Origin of the sequence: Paraliomyxa miuraensis (genome assembly GCF_026337845.1) — a bacterium.
Lineage (GTDB): Bacteria > Myxococcota_A > Polyangia > Nannocystales > Nannocystaceae > Paraliomyxa > Paraliomyxa miuraensis.
The window spans coordinates 185,721-210,701 of sequence record NZ_JAOVZF010000152.1 but is presented as its reverse complement, the minus strand read 5'-3'; the positions used below and the strand labels follow the sequence as shown (position 1 = coordinate 210,701).

The window sequence follows — 24,981 nt, the reverse complement described above, 5'->3', positions numbered from 1 at the left end:
GGGCCGAGCCTGCGATGGGCCTGTGGGCGTCGGCAGCGTCGTCGAGCGCAACGGGCCGAGGCCGGGTGGAGGAATGGGCGGGGTCTGTCGGATCACGACCCGTGTGGTCGATGCTGGTCCGAGCATGCGCTTGCATCCGCGCTCTCGAGGGACTCCTGCTAGTCTTCGCCGTGCATGGGGGCAGTCGAGCTCATTCCGCCCGAGGACGAGCGCGAGTGGGTGCTCGACGCGCTGCGCGAGCTGGTGGCGTCGTGCGGCCATGAGCACCTGGTGTGCACGCCGGTGGTGCTCCCGAGCAGCAGGTGGTTTCCCGACGCGTGGAGCCCGGACGCTCGCGGTGTGCGTCGGCTGGCGCTGCGGATCCTGCGGTATGCGGAGCTGGCCGAGCACGACGTGGCGATCGAGATGTTCGACGATGGCCGCGCCGCCGCGGAGCGCATCGACCTCGGCGCGCGGGTCCACTCGCAGGCGCATGAAGGGGCAGCGGCGTGGTTTGCCGGGATCGACGACGACGACACCTGCTGGTTCGGGGCCAACGTGAGCCTGCTCGGTGATCCGGGCGGGGTCACGGCTGCACTCGCCCACGAGACCGCGCACGCGTTTCGCCACGTGCACGAGCTGGAGGTGGAGGATCGGGATCTCGAGGAGTGCCTCACCGATCTGTCGACGATCTACCTCGGGCTGGGCGTGCTCACGGCCAACGCGAGCCAGCGCCACCGTAGCTGGTCGCTGCAGGGGGACGGCGGTGCGCTCGGCGGGCACGCATGGTCGACCTCGCACCTGGGCTACCTCTCGCCGCAGGCGATGTGCTTCGGGCTCGCCGCCTTCGTCCGTGCACGCGACCACGGCCCGGCGGAGCGCCGCGCCGTCGTGGCGGCCCTGCACACCAATCAAGCGGGCTTCTTCAAGGCGGCCGAGCGATGGCTCGAGCGAGCGCTCGGCGGTCCCGAGGGAGTGCGCGAACGACTGGGGCTGCCGGATCCGCAGCACTGGCCCGCGCCGACGCGACTCGAGGAGCTGCTCGCGGCGCCGCTCGAGGATGGGGAGGGCGAGGGCGAGGGTGAGGGCGAGCTGTCGACCGTCAGCCGCGAGCGGGGTTGGAACGAGGGAGGCAAGGTTCATCGGGTGCCGTATCCTGCATCGCCGCTGCTCGGCATGATGATCGTGATGGCGGCGATCGTTGCTTCGATCCCGCTGTTCAGTGCAGCCCTCGAGTGGCTCGCGCTCGCCGTGCTGGTGGTGGGGCTGGTCCTCGCACGGGAGCTCCCGCGGAGATTTCCCCGTCACGAGTGCTCGACGTGCAACGGGCTCATACGGCGTGATGACGAGCGCTGCGCCCTCTGTGGCGGCACCGTCGCGGGTACGCTGGCGCGGGCCGAAGACCGACTCGAGCTGCCCGAGTCGTGAGGGGAGGCACGCGACGCAGACCCGCTTGGTCGCTGGCGTAGAACGAGCTCGAGAGCCAACGAAATTGTGCGCCGGTCGACGCGACGGCGATCAGGGGCAGGGTGTGTCGGGCTCGATGGCGATGTAGGGCTCGCCGTCGAACTCGAGCGGATCGAAGCCCTCGAAATGCATGCCGATCAGGAAGTAGACGAGCGCAGCACGGGCCAGCTCCGGACGGCAGCACTCGAAGTCACACGCGAAGGGACTGTGGACGAAGCCTTCGATGTGGATGGAGGCTCCGGGAGCACAACCTCCAGGACTGGGATCACGTCCGTAGTCTTCGCCGGGCTCGAGGGCCGAGAGCGTGTCCCCGAGCTCGGCATGGGCACGCTCGCTCAGGATTCCGCACTCGTGGCGCTCGCGGTCACCCTTCACGCCGATGATGTCGATGCGCCGGTCGAGCCGGTAGATTCGGGCAAAGGAATCGTCGTACTCGAGGACACCCGGTGGCTCGGAGTCATGGGGCGCCTCGGACTCACAGCCCATCGCAATCGATGCGAGGCTCGCTGCGGTGATGACCCTCCTCATGACCTCTGCTCCCTTGTAGCAGCGCTCGCCCACGCCGTCCGTGCTCGATGCAGCCATGGCTAGAAACCCCAGTGCATGCCGACTGGTGCGGCGTCCGGTGGTGTCTGCGCGGTTCCTGCGCAGTCGAAGTCGCGGGCGCCGGGCAGGCAGCGCCACACGTGCAGTTCGTCGCCCAGGGCGTCGAGCCACGCGATGTCGTGGCAACCATCGGCATCGAAATCGCCCACATAGGGGCTGTAGTCGCCTTCGAGGACGAACGCCTCGGTCTGGTGGCCGCCCGTGGCGTCGAAGTACCAGATGAAGCTCGGGTCGGTGGTGAAGGCCGACGGGCCATCGGCCGTCATGCCCCAGCTTCGATGCCAGAAGATGTCGTCGATGCCGTCGCCGTCGAAGTCACCCACGAACGGTCGATGGGACCTGCCGACCGACTTGGGCACGGTCGCGAAGACGAGCGCTTCCGCTGTGCTCCGCGAGAACCACAGCACGTCCTCGATCTCGGGGAACCCGGCGGCCTGGTTGGAGACGCCCTGCCACATGATGTCGGCCCGGTCGTCGCCGTTGAAGTCTCCGATGGCCGGAACATGCTCACCGGGTACGAGACCCAGGTCACCTCGAGCCGTCCTGGTCACCGCCACCGGATCGAGCAAGCCGCTGCCGAGGCGCCACGCGATCACCTTGCCACCCGCGTTGGGCTCGAGCCACACGATGTCGTCCGGGTGCTGAACGCCACGATAGGGCGCCGCCAAAGGGTACGCGAATGCGGTCTGCTGAGGGACTTCGGTGACGACTGAGACCTGGTCGTTCGAGATCACGAGCGCGGTGCTCTCCTCGGTGCCGGGTTGGTAGAGATAAACGACGTCGCGCCCGAGATCCGAGCCGTCGAAGCGACCGACCACGGGCACGGCGAAGGCGTCGTGTGACCACTCGATGGCGGTCGTGCTCCCCCCCGAGTTGAGCACCACGAAATCGTCGACGTCGGGGCCCGAGCCGTAGAACAACAGCCCAAAGCTGTTCGGCACGTCAATGCGCAGTGGGATGACGACCTCGCTCTGGTTCGGGTACCAGCTCTGGGGCGGGCTCTCGTTCGGCGACCAGTAGGGGAATGGTTGCTCGACGAATGAGATCGCGCCCGCCACCACCTGTGGGCGCCAGAGCACGCCCTGGGGTGCTCCTTCGGAGTGCCACAGGATCTCCGCTCCCCCGTTGGCGATTCCTCCGTAGCGGTAGCCCGCGTTCGGTGGCCTGGTTTCGAACCGAGAGCGCGGTGTGTGGTGCAAGTAGAATCCTGAGAGCCGATCATGGTGCGTGAGGATCTCGGCGTCGCCGGACATGCCCGTGCACCCAGGCGTCGTCATGATCGACCGGGAATCGGCGGGAGTCAGCGGGCGCGGATCGGCATCACTACAGCCTTCTCCCACCGAGCCGGGATGGTTGACCTCTTCGTGGACGAATCCCATCACATGGCCGAGCTCATGACGGAGAATGACGCGCAGCAATGACTCATTCACGTTCCACACGGGGCCGGAGCTGAGCATCAACGCTCGCTTGAGAACTCCTCCGCCAAGAGGCTCGAGCGCGGGGTCGTTCCATGCTTGCGGGACGGAGTTGGTCTCTCCCTGCTTCTGAGGAAGGAATGCCGTGAACACACCGAAGTACGACCGCGTACCCGTGGCGCACTCCGGACTCAAGATCGTGAAGCCGCCGGGTCCCGGGGTTGGGTGCGGTTGACTGGTGGGCGTGTCGTCGGCCACCACGTGTACGAAGTTCGCCCCCGTGACGCGCTCCCACTCCGCGGTGGTGTCGACGAGCGAGCGAATCATCCGATGATAGTTGTCCTCGTTCTCCGCGTCTTCGCCGGGAACCGCCGTGATGCAGTACGACAGCTCGAGCTTGCGCGACTCGCCCCAGCGCTCGTGGATGTGAGGGCCCTGAGTGGTTGCCCCGAACGGGCGGCTCGGTGCGGTCAAGGCGAATGGCTCGGCATGCGAGGCATGGCCGGAGGACGGGTCGTTTGGCGCTTGGGTGTCGCCGCGAAGCGTGACGACGCGCGTGATCTTCCCGGGCTGCGCACGGGCCTCGAGGTCGTCGGGAGACCACCCCGGGGGAGGAACGACCTGCACGGGGCAACTCGGTCCTCCCGGGCCGGGGACTTGGTCGTCGGGCATCTCGTCGCCACCCGTGCCGGATCCGGCAGGGCCGCTGTCGTCACCGCAAGCGGGCGTGATCGCGAGGAACGCCACGCCGAGCATGGTGTGTGCGAGGCGGCCGGTGCAAGTGGGTGATTGCGCGGCGAGTTCGGTGTTCGAACCCACGAGTGGTCATGGTTGCATGGCGATTTCGATGCAGGCAACACGGCACGAGTGGAACATGGTCTGCGGGGCTCGAACGTCGAACCGAGCACCGTGCACGATGGCCCAAGGGGGGCAAGATACCAGATCGAGGCTACTCGTCGCCCCACAGCAGGTTGGCGGTGCACCAGAGTCCCCAGGCGCCGCCGCAGGCGATGAAGCCGAAGCCCGCCACGGAGAGCACGAGATCGGGAGCCAACGGAAACGTGGCGCTGGTCCACCCGCCGGCAAGGCCGATGAGCAGGATGCCCGCGAGCACCAGGGCACCCACGATCACGAGAACGGAGCCCACGCCCACGCGGAGGAGCGCCGCCCTCACCTGCGGGAGCCGGGCCACCCTCACCAAGACATGGAGCACGCCAGCGATGGCAATGAACGCGAGCACGGCCAGCCCCAAGGAACCGGTATGGTCCATGGCCTCGACGAGCCCGTGGCCCAGGCCGCTCAGGATCTGGAGCATCGCCGTGGCCACGGGCCACAAGAGAAGGGACCGGCGTAGCCGCGAAGGCAGGGGACCCGGCGGGGGACTGGGCGGTCGTGGCATTGGTGTCGAGGCGGGTGTGTCGGGCCGTCGAACTCGAGCGGATCATAGCCGCCAAGTGCATGGCAACGAACCGGTAGACGAGGGTGGATCGGATCAGACAGCCGAAGTCGTCCGCCGTACACACCCCCACCCTTCCCTCCCTCCACCCCCGCTCCACATAGGGACGCCCGTCCCCTGCATCTTTCCGCTTGCGATCCCGCCGTCAGGCCCTTTACTGCCTCGGCGCCTCGAGTTCCTTCGAGCCGCACTCCACCCCCCACACGCGATGGGAGCCCGGGCATGCGTCATGCCCGGGCCCTCACCGAGGACCTCCGCATGCCCCCGACCTTCGAGCCCAGCGCCTACACGTCCGTTCCCACCCGCAATCCTGCCACCACCCTCAGCCTCTCTCGTACCCTCCTCGCCGCTGCTCCGCGGCGGCCGAGCACCACCGTCCGCAAGCGTCTGGTCAAGCTGCGGGCCCGCGCCACCGAGATGCAGGCCGCGTGGGTGGATCTCTCCCGCCCCGTCCCCACCGTGGACGATCTGCGTCCGTTCGACTTCGTGCTCGATCGTCGCTGGAGCGCGGTGCGGTCGCGGCTCGAGGGCTGCATGCAGCTCGGCGACGACGACCAGGCGCCGCGGGCCGAGCGGATGGTCGCCACCTTGTTTGCCACCGGGCTCGACTTCCTCAAGCTGCCCTACACCGAGCAGTGGGCCCAGAGTGAGCGGCGGCTCGCCCAGATCGAGACCGACGACCTCGCCGACGAGCTCGAGGCGCTCGTGGGCGAGTCCTACCTGCCGCTCTTGCGGCAGGCCCACGCCGCCTACGGCAAGGCGCTCGGCATCACCGAGGCTCGCGAGGCCGCCTCCGAACCCGCCCGCGTGCTCGAGCCCCTGCGTGCGCTCCAGGCCGCCATCGCCAGCTATGCGCGCGCCGTGGTGGGTGAGGTCGACGAGGACGACGAGGACGACGTGAAGGCCGTCATGCAGCAGCTCGATCCGATCCGCCGTGCCCGCCGGACCCGTGCTGCCGGTGAGCCCGAGCCCAGCGAGCCCTTCGACGTCCCGCTGCCCGAGGTGGGCGAAGCCGGCGACGCATCCGCGTAGTAGCCCGCAGCCCGCAGCGAGCAGGCCCATCGAGCAAGAAGGCCCGGCAGGTACGTCCTGCCGGGCCTCTTGCGTTGGGACGCTCGGCCTCGCGCCGGGGGATGTCCGGGGGCCTTCGGGTGAGCTCGGCGGAGCTCTCGTGGATGTCCCGGGACATCCCTGTACAGCTTCGCGGAGTTCTCGTGGATGTCCCGGGACATCCCTGTACAGCTTCGCGAAGCGCTGGTGGATGTCCGGGGACATCCCTGCACAGCTTCGCGGAGCGCTCGCGGATGTCCCGGGACATCCCTGTACAGCTTCGCGAAGCGCTGGTGGATGTCCGGGGACATCCCTGCACAGCTTCGCGGAGCGCTCGCGGATGTCCCGGGACATCCTGCACAGCTCCCCGAAGCTCTCGCGCATGTCCCGGGACATCCGCGAGCGTTCACCGGAGCTCCCGCGCATGTCCCGGGACCTCTCGCCGACCTCCGTCTTGCTCCCACCTCGCGGGTGCTGCGCATGCTCTCGGCACCGTGCCCCCGCGCGCGGAGAGAGCATGGCCAGTCACCGGCAGTCGTCCCCCGCGATCGTGATCGACATCGTCGAGAGCGCGGTCGCATCGACCTTGCGTGTGAATCGGAGGGAGTACCGGCCGGCGCGCAGCCAGATCTCGGCGTCGAGCTCACGGTATGACCGCGCGAAGGACTGAGACGCGCAACCCAGCGCACATTCCTTGAACTCCACCGAGCCGCGATGGCCGGCATAGCTCGGCACACCCTCGATCCGGTAGTAGCCCTCCGCGGGGATGTCGATCGCGACGTAGCCAAACACCTTGTCGTCACGCGGACCGATCGCCGTCGCGGCGTCGCATCCGAGCGAGATCTCGATGGGGATCGCCACCTCTCCGTCGCACCGCGGGCGCAGGGCCTCGGGAGCGTCACACGGGAACAGCGGATACCGATACCAGCGCGACAGATCGCAGAACCGCTCGGTGTCCTCGTAGTCGGCGACCAGCTCGTCGAACGACATCGCCGTCGCCGACTCGAGCACCGCGATCGCCTCGTCGGCGGACACGCCGACCGGTGCGTTCTGGAACAGCGCGGAGGTGACGTCGGGCCCGTGGTAGCGGTGCAGATAGGAGAAGAAGTGCCCCGCTCGGGGGTACCACGGATCCTTGAGCGACTCGTCGGCACACGACTCGATCCCCTGGCGCAGAGGTCCATCCGCGAAGTTGCGCCCGGCGTTCACCTCGTCGTCGTCCCCGAATGCCTGCGCGGCGCCCTCTTCGAAGAAACGGTACCCAGACCTGGTGCGTGCGGCGTGGATGAGCTCGTGCTCGTGTGGGGTGCGGCGCGTGTAGATCGTGCCCCCAAGTACACACGCGTAGGCATCGCACGGGTTCACCTCCCCTTCCGGGTCGAGCACGTAGACCGTGCGTCCGACCGAGAGGTCAAACGCATCGCCGGCAAGCCCCAGGTATCGATCCATGTAGGGGAGCGTGCCGGCGCACAGCTCGTCGCCGCCTACGACCGGTGCGAAGTCGAGATGCTCCCCGCTCCACACGATCGGCGGGAGTTCCTCGCCGGGAGCGCAGGCCCCGGCGCACGCAACACACGAGAGGAACGCGGCGGCACGCATCATCCTCACCCGTCCCCATGCCACCGCGCAGCAGCGATGACAACCATCCACGGTTCGCCATCGACCGTTTCCTCGATCGCGAACCCCGACGAGGCCCAGCCCTCTGCATCGTGCGCCACGACGATCGGCGTCGCGTTCGTCACCCAGCGGTGTCGGCTCTCGCCAAGGGCCGAGACGCCCGCACTGAACCGGGCGGCGCCGGGCGCGATCGTCAACGTCGACCCTTCCGCGACGCCGGATGCACGCTCCCAAAGACGCAAGTGGAGACCCTCGATGGGGATCTCCATGCCATACGCGACGATCGTCGTGGCGCCCGAGTGCAGCGCGAGGTTCTCGAGCGCGCCGCTCGTGATCGCGAGCGTGCTCGTCGTGTCGAGCGCGGCAGCCCCCTCCGCGGAGGGTCCGATGAGCGACGCGCCACCACCGGATGCGAGGCGCAACACCACGGTCTCGGGAGGCGGGTCGACCTCGACGAATCGCGTCGCATCGTTCTCGTCTGCCGACGAGCAGGTCAACGGCGCAGGCTCATCGTCTCCAATCGGATGGAGCGTCGACATCCATGCGGAGTACACAGTGAGTTCGACGTTCTGCACTAGCCCCGGGGGGTCGAAGCTCCAGACGCCGTTCTCCAGCATGTCGCCGAAGTCGACGGCCCCGTTGTTCTCTACGTCGCACAGTTGCAAGACCGTGGCGATATCGGTGTCGTCACGGAACGCTGTGACACAGTCGGTCTGGTGTTCGTCGACATACTCGGCGACCTTGAGGACCGCAGTCCGCTTGGCGGTGTTGAGCGCCCCGGGGAACGCATCGTGAGCATAAGCCTCGATCTTGTCGACCATCGAGCGGCACCCCTGCTCGATGACATCGATCCAGCACGCGCGCTCGTGCGGTTGGGCGCAGTGGGGCTCGTCGAGGTCATACCACGGACAGCACGCCATCACGAGCGGGTCGCTGTAGCTGTCGCCGTCTACCTTGGGACCAAAGACGAATTCGAGGAACGCCATCTCCGGAGAGCCCGCGAACGCATGCTCGACGACGACGTCGACCAACACGACACCACCGCATTGGTAGCGATACCCGTAGCGATCGTCCTTCGGGTCGAAGAGGCAGTAGCCATCGACAGGCGTCGGCCCCGTCCCCATCTCGTCGGGCGCGTTGCCCGTACCCGCGCCGCCATCGGTCGCGCTGGCCGAGTCCGAGGCGAAGTCCGGATCGTCGACCGGCGGGTCGCCGCAGGACAAGACCCCGAGGAGCGGCAGCAGTGACCGGGCCACCATTCGATCGCCGTGCACGTCGGCGAAGCTGCGCCGCCCGAGAACCCCTGCAACCAGAGCTTCGTAGAATCATGGATCGACTGGCTCTACCGCGCTCGACCGGCTGGCACGTGCCATCACCGGCAATCGCCCCCCACGATCGTGACGGACATCGTCGAGAGCTCGGTCGCATCGACCTTGCGAGTGAATCGGAGGGAGTACCGGCCAGCACGCAACCAGATCTCGGCGTCGAGATCACGGTATGACCTCCCGCTATAGTGCGACGCACACCCCAGCGCGCATTCCTTGAACTCCACCGAGCCGCGATGGCCGACCTCGCTCGGTGCCCCCTCGACCCGATAGTAGCCCTCAGCAGGGATATCGATCGCAACGTAGCCGAACACCTCGCCTTCACGCGGACCGATCGCCGTCGCAGCATCACACCCAAGCGAGATCTCGATGGGAATCGCCTCCTCTCCGTCGCATCGCGGGCGCAGGGCCTCGGGAGCGTCACACGGGAACAGCGGGTACCGATACCAGCGCGACAGCTCGCAGAACCGCTCGGCGCTCTCGTAGTCGGCGACCAGCTCGTCGAACGGCATCGCCGTCGCCGACTCGAGCGCCGCGATCGCCTCGTCGGCAGTCGCGTCCCTCGGTGCGCCCTCGTAGAGCGCCGAGGTGACGTCACGCCCGTGGTAGCGGTGCAGATAGGAGAAGAAGTGTCCCGCGCGGGGGTACCACGAATCCGCGAGCGACCCGTCGGCGCTTGCCTCGATCCCCTCGCGTAGAGGTCCATCCGCGAAGTTGCGCCCGGCGTTCAGCTCGTCGTCCTCCCCGAATGCCTGCGCGGCGCCCTCTTCGAAGAAACGGAACCGGGTCCCGGCACGTGCGGCGTGAATGAGTTCGTGCTCGTGTGGGGTGCGGCGCGTGTAGATCGTGCCCCCGATCGTGCAGGCGTAGGCATCGCACGGGTTCACCTCCCCTTCCGGGTCGAGCACATAGACCGTGCGTCCAACCGAGAGATCGAACGCATCGCCGGCAAGCCCCAGGTATCGATCCATGTAGGGGAGCGTGCCGGCGCACAGCTCGTCGCCGCCTACGACCGGTGCGAAGTCGAGATGCTCCCCGCTCCACACGATCGGCGGGAGCTCCTCGCCGGGAGCGCACGACAAGACTCCGACGAGAGGCAACGACCGGGCCACCATTCGATCGCCGTGCACGTCGGCGAAGCTGCGCCGCCCGTGAACTCCTGCAACCAGAACTTCGTAGAATCATGGATCGACTGGCTCCACCGCGCTCGACCGGCTGGCACGCACCATCACCGGCAGTCGTCCCCGCGATCGTGGTGCTCGTCGTGCTACCCTGCGCGCTCATCGACGATCCACGTACCACTATGCCACCGCTCACGACCCGCGCGCTGCCGTTGCTCGTGGCCGGCCTCGGTACGACGATGGTCCTCTGCGACGAGTCTGCGCTCGCGGTGGTGGTCGACATCGCGATGGGAGGCATGGTGCTGCTCGTGCTGGCGCTCGTGCTGGCCGAGCTCGCGCGCCGCCGAGGAGCTCGCACGGCCGCGGTCGTCACGGCCCTGGTCTCGATCACCGCGCTCGGCTTCGCCGTGGTGCAGCGTTGGGGGCGGATCTCCTGTGAGTCGGTGCAGGTGTCGAGCGGTTCGGTGACGTTGGCCGGTACGGTCTGCCGACCGCGCGGATCGAGCGATGCGGCGGGCGCGGTGCTCGTGCACGGCTCGGGCCCGGCCACGCGCGACGAGTTCTCGTCCCTGGCTCGGCTGCTCGCCCGACGAGGCATCGCGGCGGTGGCCTACGACAAGCGCGGGGCCGGCGAGTCGACGGGCGAGACCCATGGCGGGCCCTACCGCGACTACGCCCAGGACGCCGCGGCGATGCTGCGCCACCTCCAAGCCGTGCCCGGGGTCGACCCCACGCGCGTGGGGCTGGTGGGCATCAGCGAGGCCGAATGGGTCATGCCGCAGGTCCCCACCCTCGGCGTGCGCCCGGCGTTCATCGTGGTGATCGGAGCGAGCGGAGTGAGCCCGCTCGCCCAGGTGAACGACCAGATCCGCCTTCGGCTCGAGCGCAACGGCTTCGATCCCGCAGCGGTCGACGCCGCGGTGGCGTTCCACGACCGGTACCACGAGTACCTGCGCGGTGCCGTGACGGCGGAGACCATGACCGAGGAGCTCCGCGCGGCCCGTGCCGAGGGCTGGTACGCGGCGGCAGGCAAGCTGCCCGACGCCGTCCATCCACGAGAGGAGTACGCATGGTGGATCGGCGTGATGGACCTCGATCCCACCCCTCTGTGGCAACGGATCGATGTACCCGTGCTCGTTCTCAAGGGGGAGGCGGACGATCGCTCCGACGCCTCGCGGGCCGTGGCCGCGATCGAGCGGGCGCTGCACACGGGTGGCAACGAGCACGTGCGGACCGAGATCCTGCCCGGGGCCGACCACTCCCTACTCCGATGGCCCCTGGGAGAGCGCGTGCCTCCACCACGGTTCGCCGATGGCTACCCCGAGTCGATGGTCGCATGGATCCTCGAGGTTGCGACTCGCATCGGCTGACCGACCTCGAGATCTTCCAGCCAGCCTTCGGCATCGACATCGACGGCGTGCAGGTGCTCCCGGCCGGCGCCCTGCACGTACAGGGGGTTCGTCCCCGCACGAGCATGGACGAGACCCCTCACCCCGCCGGCGGGATGAAGTTCTCGCACGACCCCTCGATGATCCCCAGCGCCTCTTGCAGCGGCGTCGAGTAGTCCGATCCCGAGATGTCCGCCCAGTACGAGTTGGGCGCGACCAGATCGAGGAATGCATGGATCCGCGGCGCATCGGTCTCCCCGCCGCCCCCCTGGGGCCCGGAGATCGCCACCGCCACGAGGTTCTCGGGGTGCCCGCCCTTGAGCCCGACGAGCATGTCGTGGAACTGGGACACCGGCGCGATCATCCCGGGCCCACCGAACAGGGGCCAGTTGGTGGGCGACATCCACACGGACTGGTCGTCTTCGTCGGTGACCAGCACCAGCACCAGCAGGGCGTCGTCGCGAAGGAAGCCGAGATTGTAGTGCTCGACGTCGGTGACCCGGTCGATCAGCGCCATCCGCGTGGCCTCGAGCGGCGCTTCGGAGCCGTTGAAGTCCTGGGCCTGGACCAGCGACGCGATGCACGTGAACTGGTTCCCGACCGCGGCCGCCCCCTCGCTGCCCTCGATCCACCTGCCCGTGGGAACGTCGCTGCACGGCACGCGGCCTTGGTCGTGCTGCAAGCGCCCCAGATACCCGGGCCCGCACAGCGCTCCGAACAGGCACATCGTCTCGTCCGTGATGTTCGAGGAGACCACGCCGATGCGGTAGTCGATGCCCTGCTGGTCGACGAGCGTGTCGTCGATCGTCTGGGCCATCCCGGGGAACGCGGCGGTCAGCTTGTCCTGGTTGTCGGACATCGAGCCCGAGTCGTCGATCACGAACAGGATGTCGACCTTGTCGCAGCCCATCGTCACCCCGTTGGTCTCGGATCCGTCGGGGTTGGCGAGGTCGAACTTGAAGCCCGTGTCCTCGTCGACTCCTTCGCTGCTTCCCGCGCTCGAGCTCGAGCCCGAGCCCGTCCCGGGCGAGGTGGAGGTCGGACCCGCGGTCGTGTCCGCCGTGGCCGTGGTGCCCGTGGCACTGGTCATCGGCGAGTCGAACGGCGAGGTGTCCGAGTCCCCGGTGTTGCATCCGACGGCCAAGAACCCGGCGACCCCAACGACGACGAAACGAGACCAGCGCATGAGATCACGATAGGCCAGCCGCGTGTGCGTTGACAAGCACTCGCCCTCACACCTCCACGATCCCGAACATCTCCACGTCCACCCCGTCGCACGCATGCACGAACACCGGCTCCGCCGACCGCTCGCTCACCCCCGCCGCCCGGGTCAGCGTCTCTTCCATCCCCAGGTGCAGCTCCGCCTCCCTCGCCCGATACGCCGGATGATGCACCCGCCCCCGGTAGAGCCGCCCCCGTCGCTCCGAGTACAGCACGTACCGCTCGAGCAGCCAGAACTCCACGGTCCCCGGCGTGCTCGCCCCCAGCACCGCCCCGGGCGTCCAGCTCGCGACCATCCTCGCCCCATCGCTGCGCCGCACCGTCTCGTAGTCGATCCGCTCCCCCTCGTGCCGCATGCTCATCCGCGCGTGGTGATAGGGCAGCGACCACCCCAGCCGCGCCGCCATCACGGCCGACCACGACGAGGCCTCGAGCGAGAAGAACCACACCCCGGGCTCCTCCCCGTCGAGGTGCACGTACGTCCGCAGGTTGGTCTCGAGGAAGTCCTGCGCCAGCACCCGCGGCAGCCAGCGCGGTCGGATGTTCCGCATCGCGAACGGAACCATCCCCACCATCGCTCGCCCGTCCCAGGTGTCGATCGACAGCCGCGCGGGCACGAGCGGCCGCAGCAGCTCCTCCGGCACCTCCCAGTGCACGAACAACAGCTCGCGCCAGCTCTGCGTCCCCGCGTTGGGGCCCTCCGGTCGCCTCGTGGGAGCAATGCGATCCACTGCCCGCAGTCTACCGCGGACGCACGCCCCACCACCGTGCTCGGCGCGAGCTACGGACGCTCGCCACCGTCGAGCTGCCCGTCGGCACCGTCGGCACCGTCGACCTGGCCACCACCCTCGCCGCCCTCGCCCTCGACGGTCCCCTCGTAGGGGCCGGGCTCGGGCGCAGGCTCCTCGTTGTTGCCGTTGCCGTCGTCGCTGGGCTCCTCGGGGGGAATCTCCTGCGGCGGATCGTCCTGCGAGGGCTCCTCCTGCGACGGAGGCTCCTCCTGCGACGGGGGCTCTTGGTTGGTGGGATACTGCGGCGACTCGTCGCCCGCCGAGTCCTCCGAGGGCTCCTGCGCGCTCGGCAGGGCCGGTCGCCCCCCATCACCGGGATCGAACGGCTGCACGTCGAGCGGCTCGCCCGGCTGCCCGATCGAGGGCCCGTCGTCACCGCCCTCGTCGTCGCCGCCCGCTGGCGTGGTGGGCTTGACGGGCGTGGTGGGCTTCTTGGTCTTGGCGCGACGCTTGGCATCGCGCTCGGCCTGCTTCTGCCGCCGCTCGAGACGAAGCTCGCGGCTCGACTTGGTCTTGATGCCGATGAAGCGCGGCTTGGAGATCGGACCATCGAGCTTGAAGCCCAGGCCCTGCTCGGGCGGGTCGAGCTTGGTCTTCGCGTTGGCGGTCTGGATCATGAACCGCATCGGCTCGCTCTCGTTCTGGAGCTTCTCGCTCAGGTTGAACTTGAGCACCATCTCGAAGCGCGACTTGGCGAACGGATCCTTGAACGCGATCTGCCCCGAGATCTCGATCCACACGTCGTCGCTCTTGGTCTCGATCGGCCCGTCGGTGGTGGCGATCCCGTTCTCCACCGTCATGCGGCCCGCCAGCGTGCCCATGTCGATCTCGGGGATCACCACGCCGCTCTTGAGCGAGGCGGAGCCGGGCACGAACAGCCGCTCCTGACCATCACCCACCATGCACGCGGCGCAGGTCAGCTCGATCGAGCCCTCGGCCTCCGAGAACTTGCCCTCGGGCATGGTCAGATCGACCTTGATGGCCAGGATCCCTCGCAGCGGGGCGTTGAGCGCCTGCGCGGCCTTGGGTACGCCGTAGAGCGGCAGATCGGCGACCTCGAGCGCGAACGCGCTCTTCTCGGCGGACTGCTCGTAGTGTGCGGTGATCGTGCCCTCGTCGAGCTCGGCCTCCACGTCGATGTCGAGATCACCCATCGCGAGCGCGAGCAGGCCCACGTCGACCTCGATCTCGTCCACCACGAACTTGGTGGGGACCTGCCCCGGCCGCGAGGGCGTGAACGTCCACTGCACGTTCTCGAGCGTCACCCCTCCGAACGGCGAGATCGAGATGTCCTCGATGTCGATGATGTAGCCGCGCGCCTTGGCCTCGTGGCTGATGCGCCAGGCCAGCGCTCGCGTGGGCAGGCTGAGCCAGGCGAACAGCACGAAGAACGCCAGGCCCACGCTGCCCCACAGCATGACCTTGCGAAAGTTGCGACGCAGGCTCCGAAGCCCGCCGCCCCCCTTGCCGGGGATCTTGCCGCGGGTCATCGTGAAGTTGGGAAGCTTGACGGTGAGCTTCACGACCCGGCTCCTTCCTCGGTGCCTTCCGCCGCCGCCGGCTTCTCCTTCTCGCGGCGCTCCCACGTGGCGATGGTCACCTCCACGTTGAGCCGATCCTCGGCGCTGCTGGGCGAGCGAATGACGACGTGATCGGTGATGATGACGTGCCCCGGCTTGCTCTCGATCTTGGTGAGGAACTTGACCAGGTCCTCGAGGGTCACGCTGCTCAGGTTGAACTTGTAGCTGCGCTTGATGAGCCCCCCGCCCAGCTCCATGGCGGTCAGCTCCTCCTCGTTGCTCACCTTGACGGTCTCGCCCGCAACCGTCGACTCCTCGACCAGCGTGGAGAACAACAGCGTGTCGGACGAGATCTTGGCCTCGCGCTCCTCCTTCTCGGCCAGGCGCTCCTTGTAGACCGCGCCGCGCGTGTGGACCGCGTCGAGCGCTCGACGCGTGGAGGCGATGCCTTCCTCGATGTCGCGCAGCGCCTTGTCGCGCAGGTAGAGCAGCACCAGCGTACCCATCCCGAAGAACACCAGCACCAGCACCAGGATGTAGGTGCGCTCGCGCGGGGTCAGCCGGCTCATGAAGCCTCCGCCCATGGAGTCGCGTGCCATCAGCCGTTCTCCCCTCCGTCAGCCGCCTCGGAATCCGAGGTCTCCTCGGTCTCGGGCTGGGCGTAGTAGCAGCCGTTGTCCATCGTCATGTCGAAGCGCTTGCGTGGATCGCCCGTGGCCTTGCCGTTCTGGATGTTGGTGAGGCACGAGTTCTGCTTGAGCTTGTAGTTCAGCCGGTCCTGCGCCGCGGCCGAGTTGGCCTCGACCCGCAGCTCGATCTTGCGCTCGCGGATCTCCACCGTGCTCAGCGTCAGCTCGTCCGACATCACGATGCCTCGCGTCAGATCGACGACCTCGACCTTCTTCTTCTCGACGGGCGGAGGCTCGTCGCCGCCTTCGTCGCCCTCGTCGTCGTCCCCGGACTCGATGGGCTCGCCCGTCACGGGATCGACGAGCGGCAGCGGCTGCCCGGTCGCGGGGTCGATCCCCGCCCCGGGCGGGGGGGCCTGCCCCAGGTCGCTGGGCGTGGCCGCCTCGACCACCATCGCGAGCACCTCGAGCGCCCCCTTCTCGGGCACGAGGCTCGTGAGATCCTGCCCGTCCACCGCGGCGAGCGTGGCCTCGATCTTCGAGGGCCCCAGCACCTCGCCGAAGGTCTCGAGCGTGGCCGCGGCCAGCTCGTCCTCGTAGGCGGCCTGCTCGGCCTCGAGCGCCTTGACCTGCGCGATGGTGTCGAGCGCCCCGAACGCCATCACCGCCAGCCCGATCGCGATGAGCGACGACATGCGCTCCTGGACCCAGCTGCCCTCGGCCTCCGCGCTGCTCGCATCGTGGAGCTGCAAGAGCGGTCGTCGAGCCGCTCCGTAGGCGGCCCCCAGCGCGACGGCGTAGGTGCCGAAGTCCTTGCCCTCGGTGCCCTTGACCAGCAGCGCCTGTGGCTGCAAGCGATCGACCGGCAGCCCCGTCTGCTCGCGCAGGTACGGCACCAGGCCCTGCAGCGCCGCACCTCCGCCGGCGATCTGCAGCCGCACCACCTCGAGCTTGTACGTGGCCCGCAGCCACACCCGCGTCTGACCGATCTCTCGCAGCAGCGGCTCGAGCGCCCGGGCCACCACGCGGCCGGCATCGAGCTGCTCGTCGTTCATCTGCTCGAGCCCGTGATGGGGAAGGAACGCATCGCGGTGCTTGGCGGCCTCGGCCTCCGCCTCGCCCATCGAGTAGGCCTTGGCGATGGCCGCCGTGACGTGTCGACCGCCGCGCCGCGCCACCCGGATCGCACGCGGCCCCTTGGTCGACAGCGCCACCAGCTGCGTGCTGGTGTGGCCGAAGTCGACCAGCAGCGACACGGGCTCGAGCCCCCGCTCGGAGAGCTCCGGCGGAGTCGGCGTGGCCGGAGGCCGCGCCGCGATCTGGGCCATCGCCACCGCCCCCGAGGTCACGGTGCGAAGGTCGACGCTCGCCCGCTTGAAGATGTCGGAGATCGCCTCGACCTTGTCGCGCCGCGCCGCCGCCACCAGTGCCCTGCCGCCCCCCGCAGCGCCGGGCACGATCACGTGTCCGTGGAACAGCTCGTCCACCGCCACCGGAAACTGGCCCTCGGCCTCGAACGCGACCGCTTGCGCGATCCGGCGCTCGTCACTGAACGGAAAGCTCAGCACCCGGTAGCTGCACATCGATGGCGGCAGGCAGATGCCGACCGGCAGCGAGGCCAGCCGGCGCTGCTTGACCACCGAGAGCGCGGTGGCCAGCACCACCCCCAGGGGATCGACCTCGGGGTCGTCCTCCGGGGCGGGCCCCACCGGCTCGGAGAACGCGTCGGTGACCTGCACCCCGCGCAACCCGGCCGAGACCACCACCACCTTCACGTGGTGCGCTCCGAGATCGATGCCGACGAATTTCTGCGCCATCGCTCTTCCTCACTCTTCCCGAATGTAGAGCCACGCCCCCTGGCCCTGGGTGTTCTGACGCGCGTACTTCATGTCGTAGACCGCCGTGAGGTGCTTGCGGACCGCGCCCACCTCGGTGAACACCTCGATGCGGTAGATGCTCTCGGGCATGACCGTGGCCACGTCCTTGATGCCGCCCCACGTGTCGCCATTGCGCTCGCCGCCGTTGACCCGCACCTCCATGCCCTCGGGGATCCGCGGCAGGTTCTGGTTCTGATCGGCGTCGCCCCCCAGCGCCGCGAGCGGCGAGATGAACATGTCGGGCTGGGCCACGAGGTCCTTGAACGCCTCTTCGTCCTTGAACAGCGAGAACTCGCGGCTCTCCACCACGTAGTTGGCCAGCGGCAGGGTCTTGAGCAGGAAGTTCTCGCCCTCGGTCTTCCACTTGTCCTCGGCCGAGACCGAGTGCTGGAGCACGAGCGCGATCTGGTCGGCGCTGGCGAAGTTGAGGTTGACCTTGCAGCCGCCGTACACCGTCAGCTCGTGGCCGAACGCGGCCATCCAGTCGTCGTCGATGCCCTCGACCAGGTGCAGCTCCTCGACGGTGTCGAGCCGGGCGTTGCGCTCCTGGTAGGGATCGAACAGCTGCGTGTAGCGGTAGCTCTCGGGCCGCGAGCTGGCCGAGCGCAGCTTCACCAGGTCGAAGACGTTGATGTCGTCGTCGATGTAGTCGGCCATGTTCCGCACGATGTCGCTGCGCGTGTAGTACTGGCCGTCGGACTTCTGCTCCTCGAAGTACGGATCATAGAGGGTGGGCAGCATCAGGTTCTCGACGGTCTGGATCACCCGCCCGGCGGGGTTGTCCTTGGCCCCGTCAGTGGTCGGCTGCACCGCCAGGCAGTTGACGTTGATCTTGCCGCTCTCGGCCGCCACCCGGTACTCGAAGCTGCCCCCCGAGATCGCCAGCTCGGACAGCGCGCTGGTGTCGATGCCCACCATCGCCCCCAGGCCCTCGGCCCCGTCCTCGGTGCCGAACACCGACATCAGGTACGGCGCCACCTGGGTGATGTCCATGCTGCCCACCATGTCGCGGAACTGCTTTTGGTTGAACACCATGCGCTGGACCTCGAACAGCAGCAGCGACAGCTGCATCGCGCCGCGCTGGATCTGCCGCGCGGTCACCTCGTCGCGCACGTTGATCGCCGACTGCCAGTCGACCCGCGCCTGGTAGTTGAAGCTCGCGGTGAACGGCGCCACGATCGCCAGGCAGGCGATGACCAGCAGCACGGCGACCCCGTGCTGGCCGGCGTGGGCTCGGGTCCGGGGCCTGCGACGGCGTGGCGACCCGCCGCAGACGATGGGCTGGCTGGCGTCGCTCATTGTTGCCCCTTCGACAGGTCGATCGGCTCCTGCATCATCAGCGGGACCTGGGTTCCGAAGTACACCACGTCGTCGCCGTCCTGGACCCCGAGCTTGATCTTGACGCGCGTGGGCAGGCGGTTGGGCTGATAGTCGTTGGCGGTGGTGCGCCACTCGTCGACCCACTCGATCTTGGTGGGGTCCCAGTACTGCACGTCGAAGCTCACCACGTCCTCCACCAGCACGTACGCGGGGAAGAAGCGCTCCATGTCCTCGGGGCGATCGCCGGTGAGCCGCCGCGACTCGCGACGGTAGAGGTGCGTGCGGCTCTTGTCCTCCGGGTCAGAGCCCAGGAAGTACTGGATCACCGACTGATCGCTCTCGTTGGCGTCCTTGCGCATCCGCAGGTGGGCAAAGGCCGAGAACGTGACCGAGTCCGAGTCGAACTCGTCGCGGCCCTCGAACAGCGTGTAGTACTTGGAGAAGTTGATCGCGGCCTCGATCTGATTGAGCGACAGGTACGCCATCGACAGCTCCGTCTCCATGCGGAGCATGCCGTTGCGCACGATCGCGTAGCGATCCTGGATCTGCTCGCTGACCTCCATGGCGCGCAGCGTGCCCTTGAAGCTGCTCCACACCGAGATCATCAGCATCGCCAGCACCGCCAGCGACACCATCACCTCGATGAGGGTCAGGCCGCGACCGCCCACGCACCGTGCCTGGCTCGAGGGCCGACGTGCACGCCGCAGTGCCATGCGCATCACTTGAGGCCTCCTCGCCCACCCGGACCCTGCGGGATGCCCTGGTTGATCGTGGGCCGCGAGCCTCCTCCGGCGCCGCCACCCCCGGGTCGCCCGCTGCCGCCCGGTCGTCCGCCGCCTCCCGGCGTGGTGCCACCGTCGTCGTCGCCACCACCACCACCGCCGCCGTCGTCCTCGCCTTCCTCCACCTCACCGCCGCCGAGCGACGGCAGCTGCTGGAGCTTGAGCGGGTCGGTCCAGAACGTCGCAATGGTCAGGCACTCGTTCTCCTCGTCCTCGCACAGCCACTCCCTGGACAGGCGCTTGCGCTTGCCGCTGCCGTGCCATCGCACGGTGCACCAGGCCTTGCGGATCGACTGCTCGATGGCCTCCTTGATGATGGGCCACACCATGCCGAGCATGCCGAACGCCTGATCGCCCGCGTCTTGCAAGAAGTCGTCGCCGTCGGTCTCCGACGCGTCCTTGGCCTGCACCAGCTGCTCGTACTCGGGCAGCTCGATGAGGTCGACCACGCACACGTACTCGATCTCGGGCCAGCCCTCCTCGCTGAAGTCGCCGTCGAACGTCTGATCGTCTTGCCCCCAGCCGTCTTGCTGGAGCTCGTACTCGATCTCGACCAGCTGCCCCTCGGCCAGGAACGCCACCGAGGACAGCATCCGCGCCTGATCGGTCGCCCGCAGGCTCGCCATCTGCGAGCCGAGCAGCGACGTCAGCGAGATCGAGAGGATCGCGACCGCGATCAGCACCTCGAGCAACGTGAAGCCCGCCACCCTCTGCTTGCCTACCGCTGGCCGCGGGGGGCATGCCTCCGCCGTGGGCACACCATGCCCCCCCCCTGGGGGGCAGCTGGCTGGCTGCTTGCCTACCGCTGGTTGCGGGGGGGCCATTATTAGAAAGTCCTCCGCTCGAGGCGGTTGCCGAGCTCGCCCTCGTCGTCGAGCACGTCATCGGGCAGCACCAGGTCCTCGTGACCATCGACGATCGTCACGCGGCCCGTCAGCGGCTGCACCTTGATCGTGTAGCGGGCCTCGACCTCTTCGTCCTCGAGCTGGATGTGGGCCTCCTGCGTGCGCCCGCGCGGAAAGAAGAACAGGCTCGCCTCGCCCTGGGTGACGGCCTCGACGTCATCGGCCGTGCGCACGTAGGTGATCTTGACCCCCTCGGGCAGCTTGATCGGCTTGGCCAGATCGGACAGCGCGTTCTCGTCCTCGAAGCTCTCGAACAGCGGCGGCTTACGCCGCGGAACGGTCTTGCGCGAGGCCCGATAGGGATCGATCTCGTCTCCGCCGCCACCGTCGCCGCCCGAGCCGCCCCCGTAGACCTGGGCCTGGACCGAGCGGTTGTAGGACTCCTCGGCCCGCTGATCGCGATCGGCTTGATCGGCGGCCTTGGCCTCGTCGACCTCGAAGAGCTTGCCGTCGCGATCGGTGGCCGGCAGGTACATGCGGTCGTCACCCTGCTGCAGCGAGATCGTGTTCTCGTCGAGGTTGATGAGCAGCCGATAGTACTCGCCGGTCACGCGCGCCTTGTCGTAGCCGTAGCGCACCAGGTTGGCGACCTGCGTGGTCGTGCGCGAGACCTCGGCGTTGCGCCCCGCCCCGAACCCGATGGTCACCATGCCCACCATCAGCGCGAGCACGCCGATGACGATCATGATCTCGATGAGCGTCAGGCCCCGCTGGCGCCCATCATGATGGTGGGTGCCAGACAGCCCGCCAGGGGCGGCCGAGGCTGGAGAGCAGGTGGCCATGGTCTCGATGGACGCGACGGTCTGCGGTGGCGAGCGCTCAGCCCTCCTCGCCCTCGCCTTCCTCGCCGTAGTTGGTGATGTCGTCGGCCGTGCCGATCTCGCCGTCCTCGCCGGGCGAGATCACGTCGATGCTGCTCTTCTCGCCGGGACACTTGAACTCGAAGTCGTTGCCCCACGCGTCCTTGGCCACCTTCGAGATGAAGCCGGCGGCCTTGAGGTCCTGCATGGTCTTGGGGCACTTGCCGCGCTTGGCGGTGCGGTACTGCTCGATCGCCCCCTGGATGGTGATGGTCTCGGTCTTCGTGTTCTGCCGCTGGGCGTCCTGGTAGCGGTTGAAGGCCATGATGCCGACACCGCCCATGACGAGGCTGATGATGGCGACGACGACCATGATCTCGATGAGCGTCATGCCCAGCTGTCCGTGGGCTTGGGCACGGGCCACGAGGCCCAAGCGGTGGCGGCGGTGGCGGCGGTGAGCGAGGTTGGAAGTCTGCATGGGTGCTCCTTTTGGTCTTCCCTGAATCCGGGGTGAGTCTCGGTGGGGTGATTCGGTGGTCGTTGGTGTGGTGGACGGCGCTCGGGCTCCTAGCATGGCTCGCACGCTAGCTTCCGGCCATCTCCGTGAGCATCATGATCGGCTGCATGATGGACGCCACGACGAAGCCCACGCCGACCCCCATGAACACGATCATGAGGGGCTCGAGCAGGCCGGTGAGGCGCTGGATGGAAGTGTTGGTCTCGCGATCATACGTGCGGGCGACGTCGCCGAGCATCTGCTCGAGCTGCCCCGAGCGCTCGCCCACCGCGATCATGTGCGTGACCAGGGGCGGAAATTGACCGCTGCGCTTGAGCGCCGGCGCGATGTTCTCGCCCTCGCGGATGCTATCGCGCGCCTTGGCGATCACGTCCTCGAGCACCACGTTTCCGAGCAGGGTGCGGACGATGTCGAGCGCGTGCAGCAGCTGCACGCCCGAGGACAGCAGCGTCGAGAGCGTGAGCGAGAACCGCGAGATCGCGATCTTGCGCACCAGCTCGCCGACCACGGGCAGCCGCAGCACCATCGCGTCGCCGGCCCAGCGACCCGCCTCCGTGCGACGCCAGCGGGCGAACGCCCAGCCCAGGAACCAAATCAGCAGCAGGATCGCCCACCAGTAGCCCGAGATGGTGTCCGACATCCAGATGAGCAGCTTGGTGTTCCACGGCAGCTCGGCGCTCATGTCCTCGAACATGCCCGTGATCTTGGGAACGATGCCCACCATCAGCAGCGTGATGATCGCGGCGCCGAGGATCGCGAGCACCACCGGGTAGAGCATCGCCGAATTGATCTTGTTCTTGATCTCGAGCTGCTTCTCGAGGAACTCGCTGAGGCGAAACAGCACCGTCTCGAGCGCGCCCGAGGCCTCGCCCGCGCGGATCATGTTGACGTAGAGCTGCGGGAACACCTTGGGGTAGGCGGCCATCGAGTCGGCCAGCGACGAGCCCTGGTTGACCTTCTCGGAGATGTCGGTGAGCACCGTCTTGAAGCGCTGGCTCTCGACTTGATCGGTGAGCGCGGCGAGGGCCTCGGGCAGGGTCACCCCCGCCTGCAAGAGCGTTCCCAGCAGCTGGGTCATGCTGGCGACCATCTTGGGCGTCACGCGATCGAACAGCTTGGCCAGGTCGATCTCGCGGTCGGCCCCGCCGCTCGCGCTCGCGGCGGCTCCCGCAGCCGCGGTGGTCTCGTTGACCGCGGTGAGGTAGATGCCGTCGCGCCGCAGCGACGCCTTGAGCGCGGCGACGTTGTCGGCGGTGGCCACCCCCTTGACGTTCTTGCCCTTGGCCGACAGGCCCGTGTACGCGTACGCCGGCATCGACGTCAGGCCTCCTCCGCGGTCACGCGCATGACTTCTTCGATCGTGGTCAGCCCCTGCAGCACCTTGAGCGCGCCGTCATCCCGCAGCGTTCGCATGCCCTGCTCGACCGCGGCCTGCTTGATCTGCCCCGCGTCGGCGTTGCGGATCGCGAGGCGCCGCACCTCCTCGGTGATGGTGAGCAGCTCGTACACGCCGGTTCGGCCCGAGTAGCCGGTGCCGCTGCAGCGATCGCAGCCGTGCGGGTTGTGGCCCCACACCGTGCCGGTGGGCGGTGCCTTGCGCCCCTGCGGAACCACGACCGGCAGCGCGTTGCCCTCCTCGTCGCGCAGCGGCTGGTGCAGGCAGTCCTCCCCCGCGAAGAAGCGCTTGGCGTCGATGCCCAGGTCCTCGAGCTCGGCCGCCAGCGGCGTGTGCGGCTGGCAGCAGAACGGGCACACCCGGCGAAGCAGGCGCTGGGCCTGCAGCGCCACCAGCGACGAGGCCACCAGGAACGGCTGGACCCCCATGTCCACCAGGCGCGTGATGCCGGTGGCGGCGTCGTTGGTGTGGATGGTCGAGAGCACCAGGTGGCCGGTGAGCGAGGCCTGGATCGCGATCTCGGCCGTCTCGAGGTCACGGATCTCGCCGACCATGATGACGTCGGGGTCGTGACGCAGGAACGAGCGCAGCCCGCTGGCGAAGGTCAGGTCGATCTTGGGCTGCACCTGCACCTGCGAGATCCCGGCCAGCTGGTACTCCACCGGATCCTCGACGGTGAGGATGTTGAGGTTGGGCTGGTTGATCGTGGCCAGGCACGAGTAGAGCGTGGTCGTCTTGCCCGAGCCGGTGGGACCGGTGACCAGGAAGATCCCGTGCGGGCGATGGATCACCTCCTTGACGATGCGAAGGTGATCGGTCGCCATCCCGATCGCATCGAGCGACAGCGCCATGGCCGACTTGTCGAGCAAGCGGATGGTGATGCGCTCGCCGTGGGCGGTGGGCACGGTGGCGACGCGCATGTCGACCTCCTTGCCCGCGATCTTGCGGCGGATGCGGCCGTCCTGCGGCAGGCGCTTCTCGGCGATGTTGAGGCCCGCCATGATCTTCACGCGCGCCACGACGCTGGCCATGTGGGCCTTGGGCGCGCGCCTGACCTCGTGCAGCACGCCGTCTACCCGGTTGCGCACGATGATCTCGCGATCGCCCGGCTCGATGTGGATGTCGGAGGCCTTCTCCTTGCTGGCGTTGAAGATCAGGCTGTTGACGAAGCGGATGATCGGCGCGTCCTCGGCCGAGGCGTGCAGGATGTCCTCGTCCTCCTCGTCGAACGCCTCGTCCTTCTTCTCGAGATCGACGTCCTTGGTCCGCTTGGAGTAGATCGCGTTGATGAGCTCGCCCACCGCCGAGGGGGGCATGAGCGTCACCTCGACCACCGCGTCGTAGACCTGCTGCAGATCGTCGAGGTCGAGCAGCTTGGTGGGATCGGAGGCCAGCACCTGCAGCGCGCCGAGGTCCCCCGCCTCGGAACGGCTGAGACGACGCGGCAGCAGCATGTTGGCGCGGGCGTAGGCGATCGGGAGCTGCTCGACCAGCTCGTCCTCGATCTCGGCCGCCGGCAGCGACTCGAGCGCGGGCAGCCCGAACTGCTGGGCGAGCGCCTGGCACACCTGCCAGTCGCTGCAGTGCTTGAGCCGCACGAGCGTCTCCCCGACCCGCTCGTCCTCGAGGTGCTGCACCGAGAGCGCCTCGGCCAGCTGATCGGGCGAGACGAAGCCCCGCTCGATCAGCAGCTCGCCCAGCGGACGCGAGTCGGGGCGCAGCCCCTGCGGGGGCAGGCGCGGTGCGGCGGGCATCGCTGCGTCGAGGACGGCGGCCGGATGCGGGTTGGCTTGCATGGC

The 24,981-nt window shown here is 68.3% G+C and carries 21 protein-coding genes; 3 read left to right on the top strand and 18 right to left on the bottom strand.

Going from position 1 to position 24,981, the window contains the following annotated elements:
• Nucleotides 1-174 precede the first annotated feature (174 nt).
• Nucleotides 175-1,407, top strand: coding sequence for a hypothetical protein (locus OEB96_RS20220; RefSeq protein WP_266217995.1), 1,233 nt, complete (start codon nt 175-177; stop codon nt 1,405-1,407).
• A 90-nt stretch (nt 1,408-1,497) separates the two neighbouring features.
• On the opposite strand, the gene OEB96_RS20215 is transcribed toward OEB96_RS20220, so the two are convergent.
• From OEB96_RS20215 to OEB96_RS20205, 3 genes are all read right to left on the bottom strand, one after another.
• Nucleotides 1,498-2,031, bottom strand: coding sequence for a hypothetical protein (locus OEB96_RS20215; RefSeq protein WP_266217994.1), 534 nt, complete (start codon nt 2,029-2,031; stop codon nt 1,498-1,500).
• Nucleotides 2,032-2,033: 2 nt separating this feature from the next.
• Complete coding sequence (locus OEB96_RS20210) at nt 2,034-4,286, bottom strand: zinc metalloprotease (protein WP_266217993.1); 2,253 nt, start codon at nt 4,284-4,286, stop codon at nt 2,034-2,036.
• 130 nt (nt 4,287-4,416) lie between these two features.
• The gene (locus OEB96_RS20205; protein WP_266217992.1) at nt 4,417-4,794 is read right to left on the bottom strand and encodes a hypothetical protein; all 378 of its coding nucleotides are present in this window, start codon (nt 4,792-4,794) and stop codon (nt 4,417-4,419) included.
• 351 nt (nt 4,795-5,145) lie between these two features.
• On the opposite strand from OEB96_RS20205, the gene OEB96_RS20200 reads away from it, so the two are divergent.
• Complete coding sequence (locus OEB96_RS20200; RefSeq protein ID WP_266217991.1) at nt 5,146-5,955, top strand: hypothetical protein; 810 nt, start codon at nt 5,146-5,148, stop codon at nt 5,953-5,955.
• A 543-nt stretch (nt 5,956-6,498) separates the two neighbouring features.
• Here OEB96_RS20200 and OEB96_RS20195 read toward each other — a convergent pair.
• The 3 genes from OEB96_RS20195 to OEB96_RS20185 all read right to left on the bottom strand — a co-directional run bounded on the left by OEB96_RS20195 (nt 6,499) and on the right by OEB96_RS20185 (nt 9,997).
• Complete coding sequence (locus OEB96_RS20195; protein WP_266217989.1) at nt 6,499-7,575, bottom strand: hypothetical protein; 1,077 nt, start codon at nt 7,573-7,575, stop codon at nt 6,499-6,501.
• A gap of 2 nt (nt 7,576-7,577) precedes the next feature.
• On the bottom strand, nt 7,578-8,864 hold the full coding sequence (locus OEB96_RS20190) for a hypothetical protein (RefSeq protein WP_266217988.1): 1,287 nt from the start codon (nt 8,862-8,864) through the stop codon (nt 7,578-7,580).
• Nucleotides 8,865-8,962: 98 nt separating this feature from the next.
• Nucleotides 8,963-9,997: a hypothetical protein gene (locus OEB96_RS20185; RefSeq protein ID WP_266217987.1), complete on the bottom strand. Its 1,035-nt coding sequence runs from the start codon at nt 9,995-9,997 to the stop codon at nt 8,963-8,965.
• A 221-nt stretch (nt 9,998-10,218) separates the two neighbouring features.
• On the opposite strand from OEB96_RS20185, the gene OEB96_RS20180 reads away from it, so the two are divergent.
• Nucleotides 10,219-11,406, top strand: a complete 1,188-nt coding sequence (locus OEB96_RS20180) for an alpha/beta hydrolase family protein (RefSeq protein WP_266217986.1) — start codon at nt 10,219-10,221, stop codon at nt 11,404-11,406.
• A 118-nt stretch (nt 11,407-11,524) separates the two neighbouring features.
• On the opposite strand, the gene OEB96_RS20175 is transcribed toward OEB96_RS20180, so the two are convergent.
• From OEB96_RS20175 to OEB96_RS20120, 12 genes are all read right to left on the bottom strand, one after another.
• Nucleotides 11,525-12,610, bottom strand: a complete 1,086-nt coding sequence (locus tag OEB96_RS20175; protein ID WP_266217985.1) for a vWA domain-containing protein — start codon at nt 12,608-12,610, stop codon at nt 11,525-11,527.
• A gap of 46 nt (nt 12,611-12,656) precedes the next feature.
• Nucleotides 12,657-13,376 (bottom strand): YqjF family protein, encoded by a 720-nt coding sequence (locus OEB96_RS20170; RefSeq protein ID WP_266217984.1) that lies wholly within the window; start codon nt 13,374-13,376, stop codon nt 12,657-12,659.
• A gap of 50 nt (nt 13,377-13,426) precedes the next feature.
• The gene (gene gspN, locus OEB96_RS20165) at nt 13,427-14,959 is read right to left on the bottom strand and encodes a type II secretion system protein GspN (protein ID WP_266217983.1); all 1,533 of its coding nucleotides are present in this window, start codon (nt 14,957-14,959) and stop codon (nt 13,427-13,429) included.
• Nucleotides 14,956-15,555 carry a hypothetical protein gene (locus tag OEB96_RS20160; RefSeq protein ID WP_266217982.1) on the bottom strand — a complete coding sequence of 200 codons (600 nt, stop codon included), beginning with the start codon at nt 15,553-15,555 and terminating at the stop codon, nt 14,956-14,958. The genes gspN and OEB96_RS20160 overlap by 4 nt, the downstream gene beginning before the upstream one ends.
• Nucleotides 15,555-17,402 (bottom strand): pilus assembly protein PilM, encoded by a 1,848-nt coding sequence (pilM, locus tag OEB96_RS20155; protein WP_266217981.1) that lies wholly within the window; start codon nt 17,400-17,402, stop codon nt 15,555-15,557. Before pilM ends, OEB96_RS20160 begins: the two co-directional genes overlap by 1 nt.
• A 9-nt stretch (nt 17,403-17,411) precedes the next feature.
• On the bottom strand, nt 17,412-18,761 hold the full coding sequence (locus tag OEB96_RS20150) for a type II secretion system protein GspK (protein WP_266217980.1): 1,350 nt from the start codon (nt 18,759-18,761) through the stop codon (nt 17,412-17,414).
• On the bottom strand, nt 18,758-19,501 hold the full coding sequence (locus tag OEB96_RS20145; protein ID WP_266217979.1) for a type II secretion system protein GspJ: 744 nt from the start codon (nt 19,499-19,501) through the stop codon (nt 18,758-18,760). The genes OEB96_RS20150 and OEB96_RS20145 overlap by 4 nt, the downstream gene beginning before the upstream one ends.
• A complete protein-coding gene (locus tag OEB96_RS20140; RefSeq protein ID WP_266217978.1) occupies nt 19,501-20,271 on the bottom strand; it encodes a prepilin-type N-terminal cleavage/methylation domain-containing protein in 771 nt (256 codons plus the stop codon). Before OEB96_RS20140 ends, OEB96_RS20145 begins: the two co-directional genes overlap by 1 nt.
• Nucleotides 20,272-20,390: 119 nt before the next feature.
• Entirely contained in the window at nt 20,391-21,251 is an 861-nt protein-coding gene (locus tag OEB96_RS20135; protein WP_266217977.1) for a pilus assembly FimT family protein, read from the bottom strand.
• Between the two features lie 37 nt (nt 21,252-21,288).
• The gene (locus tag OEB96_RS20130; RefSeq protein ID WP_266217976.1) at nt 21,289-21,747 is read right to left on the bottom strand and encodes a type II secretion system protein GspG; all 459 of its coding nucleotides are present in this window, start codon (nt 21,745-21,747) and stop codon (nt 21,289-21,291) included.
• A gap of 106 nt (nt 21,748-21,853) precedes the next feature.
• Nucleotides 21,854-23,101, bottom strand: coding sequence for a type II secretion system inner membrane protein GspF (gene gspF, locus OEB96_RS20125; RefSeq protein WP_266217975.1), 1,248 nt, complete (start codon nt 23,099-23,101; stop codon nt 21,854-21,856).
• Nucleotides 23,102-23,106: 5 nt separating this feature from the next.
• Nucleotides 23,107-24,978, bottom strand: coding sequence for a GspE/PulE family protein (locus OEB96_RS20120; protein ID WP_266217974.1), 1,872 nt, complete (start codon nt 24,976-24,978; stop codon nt 23,107-23,109).
• Between the last annotated feature and the right edge of the window lie 3 nt (nt 24,979-24,981).

Coding starts and splice junctions, on each gene's coding strand:
- OEB96_RS20220 (WP_266217995.1), top strand. CDS start 175: ATGGGGGCAGTCGAGCTCATTCCGCCCGAGGACGAGCGCGAGTGGGTG.
- OEB96_RS20135 (WP_266217977.1), bottom strand. CDS start 21,251: ATGGCCACCTGCTCTCCAGCCTCGGCCGCCCCTGGCGGGCTGTCTGGC.
- OEB96_RS20120 (WP_266217974.1), bottom strand. CDS start 24,978: ATGCAAGCCAACCCGCATCCGGCCGCCGTCCTCGACGCAGCGATGCCC.
- gspF (WP_266217975.1), bottom strand. CDS start 23,101: ATGCCGGCGTACGCGTACACGGGCCTGTCGGCCAAGGGCAAGAACGTC.
- OEB96_RS20175 (WP_266217985.1), bottom strand. CDS start 12,610: ATGCGCTGGTCTCGTTTCGTCGTCGTTGGGGTCGCCGGGTTCTTGGCC.
- OEB96_RS20180 (WP_266217986.1), top strand. CDS start 10,219: ATGCCACCGCTCACGACCCGCGCGCTGCCGTTGCTCGTGGCCGGCCTC.
- OEB96_RS20145 (WP_266217979.1), bottom strand. CDS start 19,501: ATGCGCATGGCACTGCGGCGTGCACGTCGGCCCTCGAGCCAGGCACGG.
- OEB96_RS20150 (WP_266217980.1), bottom strand. CDS start 18,761: ATGAGCGACGCCAGCCAGCCCATCGTCTGCGGCGGGTCGCCACGCCGT.
- OEB96_RS20195 (WP_266217989.1), bottom strand. CDS start 7,575: ATGATGCGTGCCGCCGCGTTCCTCTCGTGTGTTGCGTGCGCCGGGGCC.
- pilM (WP_266217981.1), bottom strand. CDS start 17,402: ATGGCGCAGAAATTCGTCGGCATCGATCTCGGAGCGCACCACGTGAAG.
- OEB96_RS20200 (WP_266217991.1), top strand. CDS start 5,146: ATGCGTCATGCCCGGGCCCTCACCGAGGACCTCCGCATGCCCCCGACC.
- OEB96_RS20130 (WP_266217976.1), bottom strand. CDS start 21,747: ATGCAGACTTCCAACCTCGCTCACCGCCGCCACCGCCGCCACCGCTTG.
- OEB96_RS20215 (WP_266217994.1), bottom strand. CDS start 2,031: ATGGCTGCATCGAGCACGGACGGCGTGGGCGAGCGCTGCTACAAGGGA.
- OEB96_RS20160 (WP_266217982.1), bottom strand. CDS start 15,555: ATGGCACGCGACTCCATGGGCGGAGGCTTCATGAGCCGGCTGACCCCG.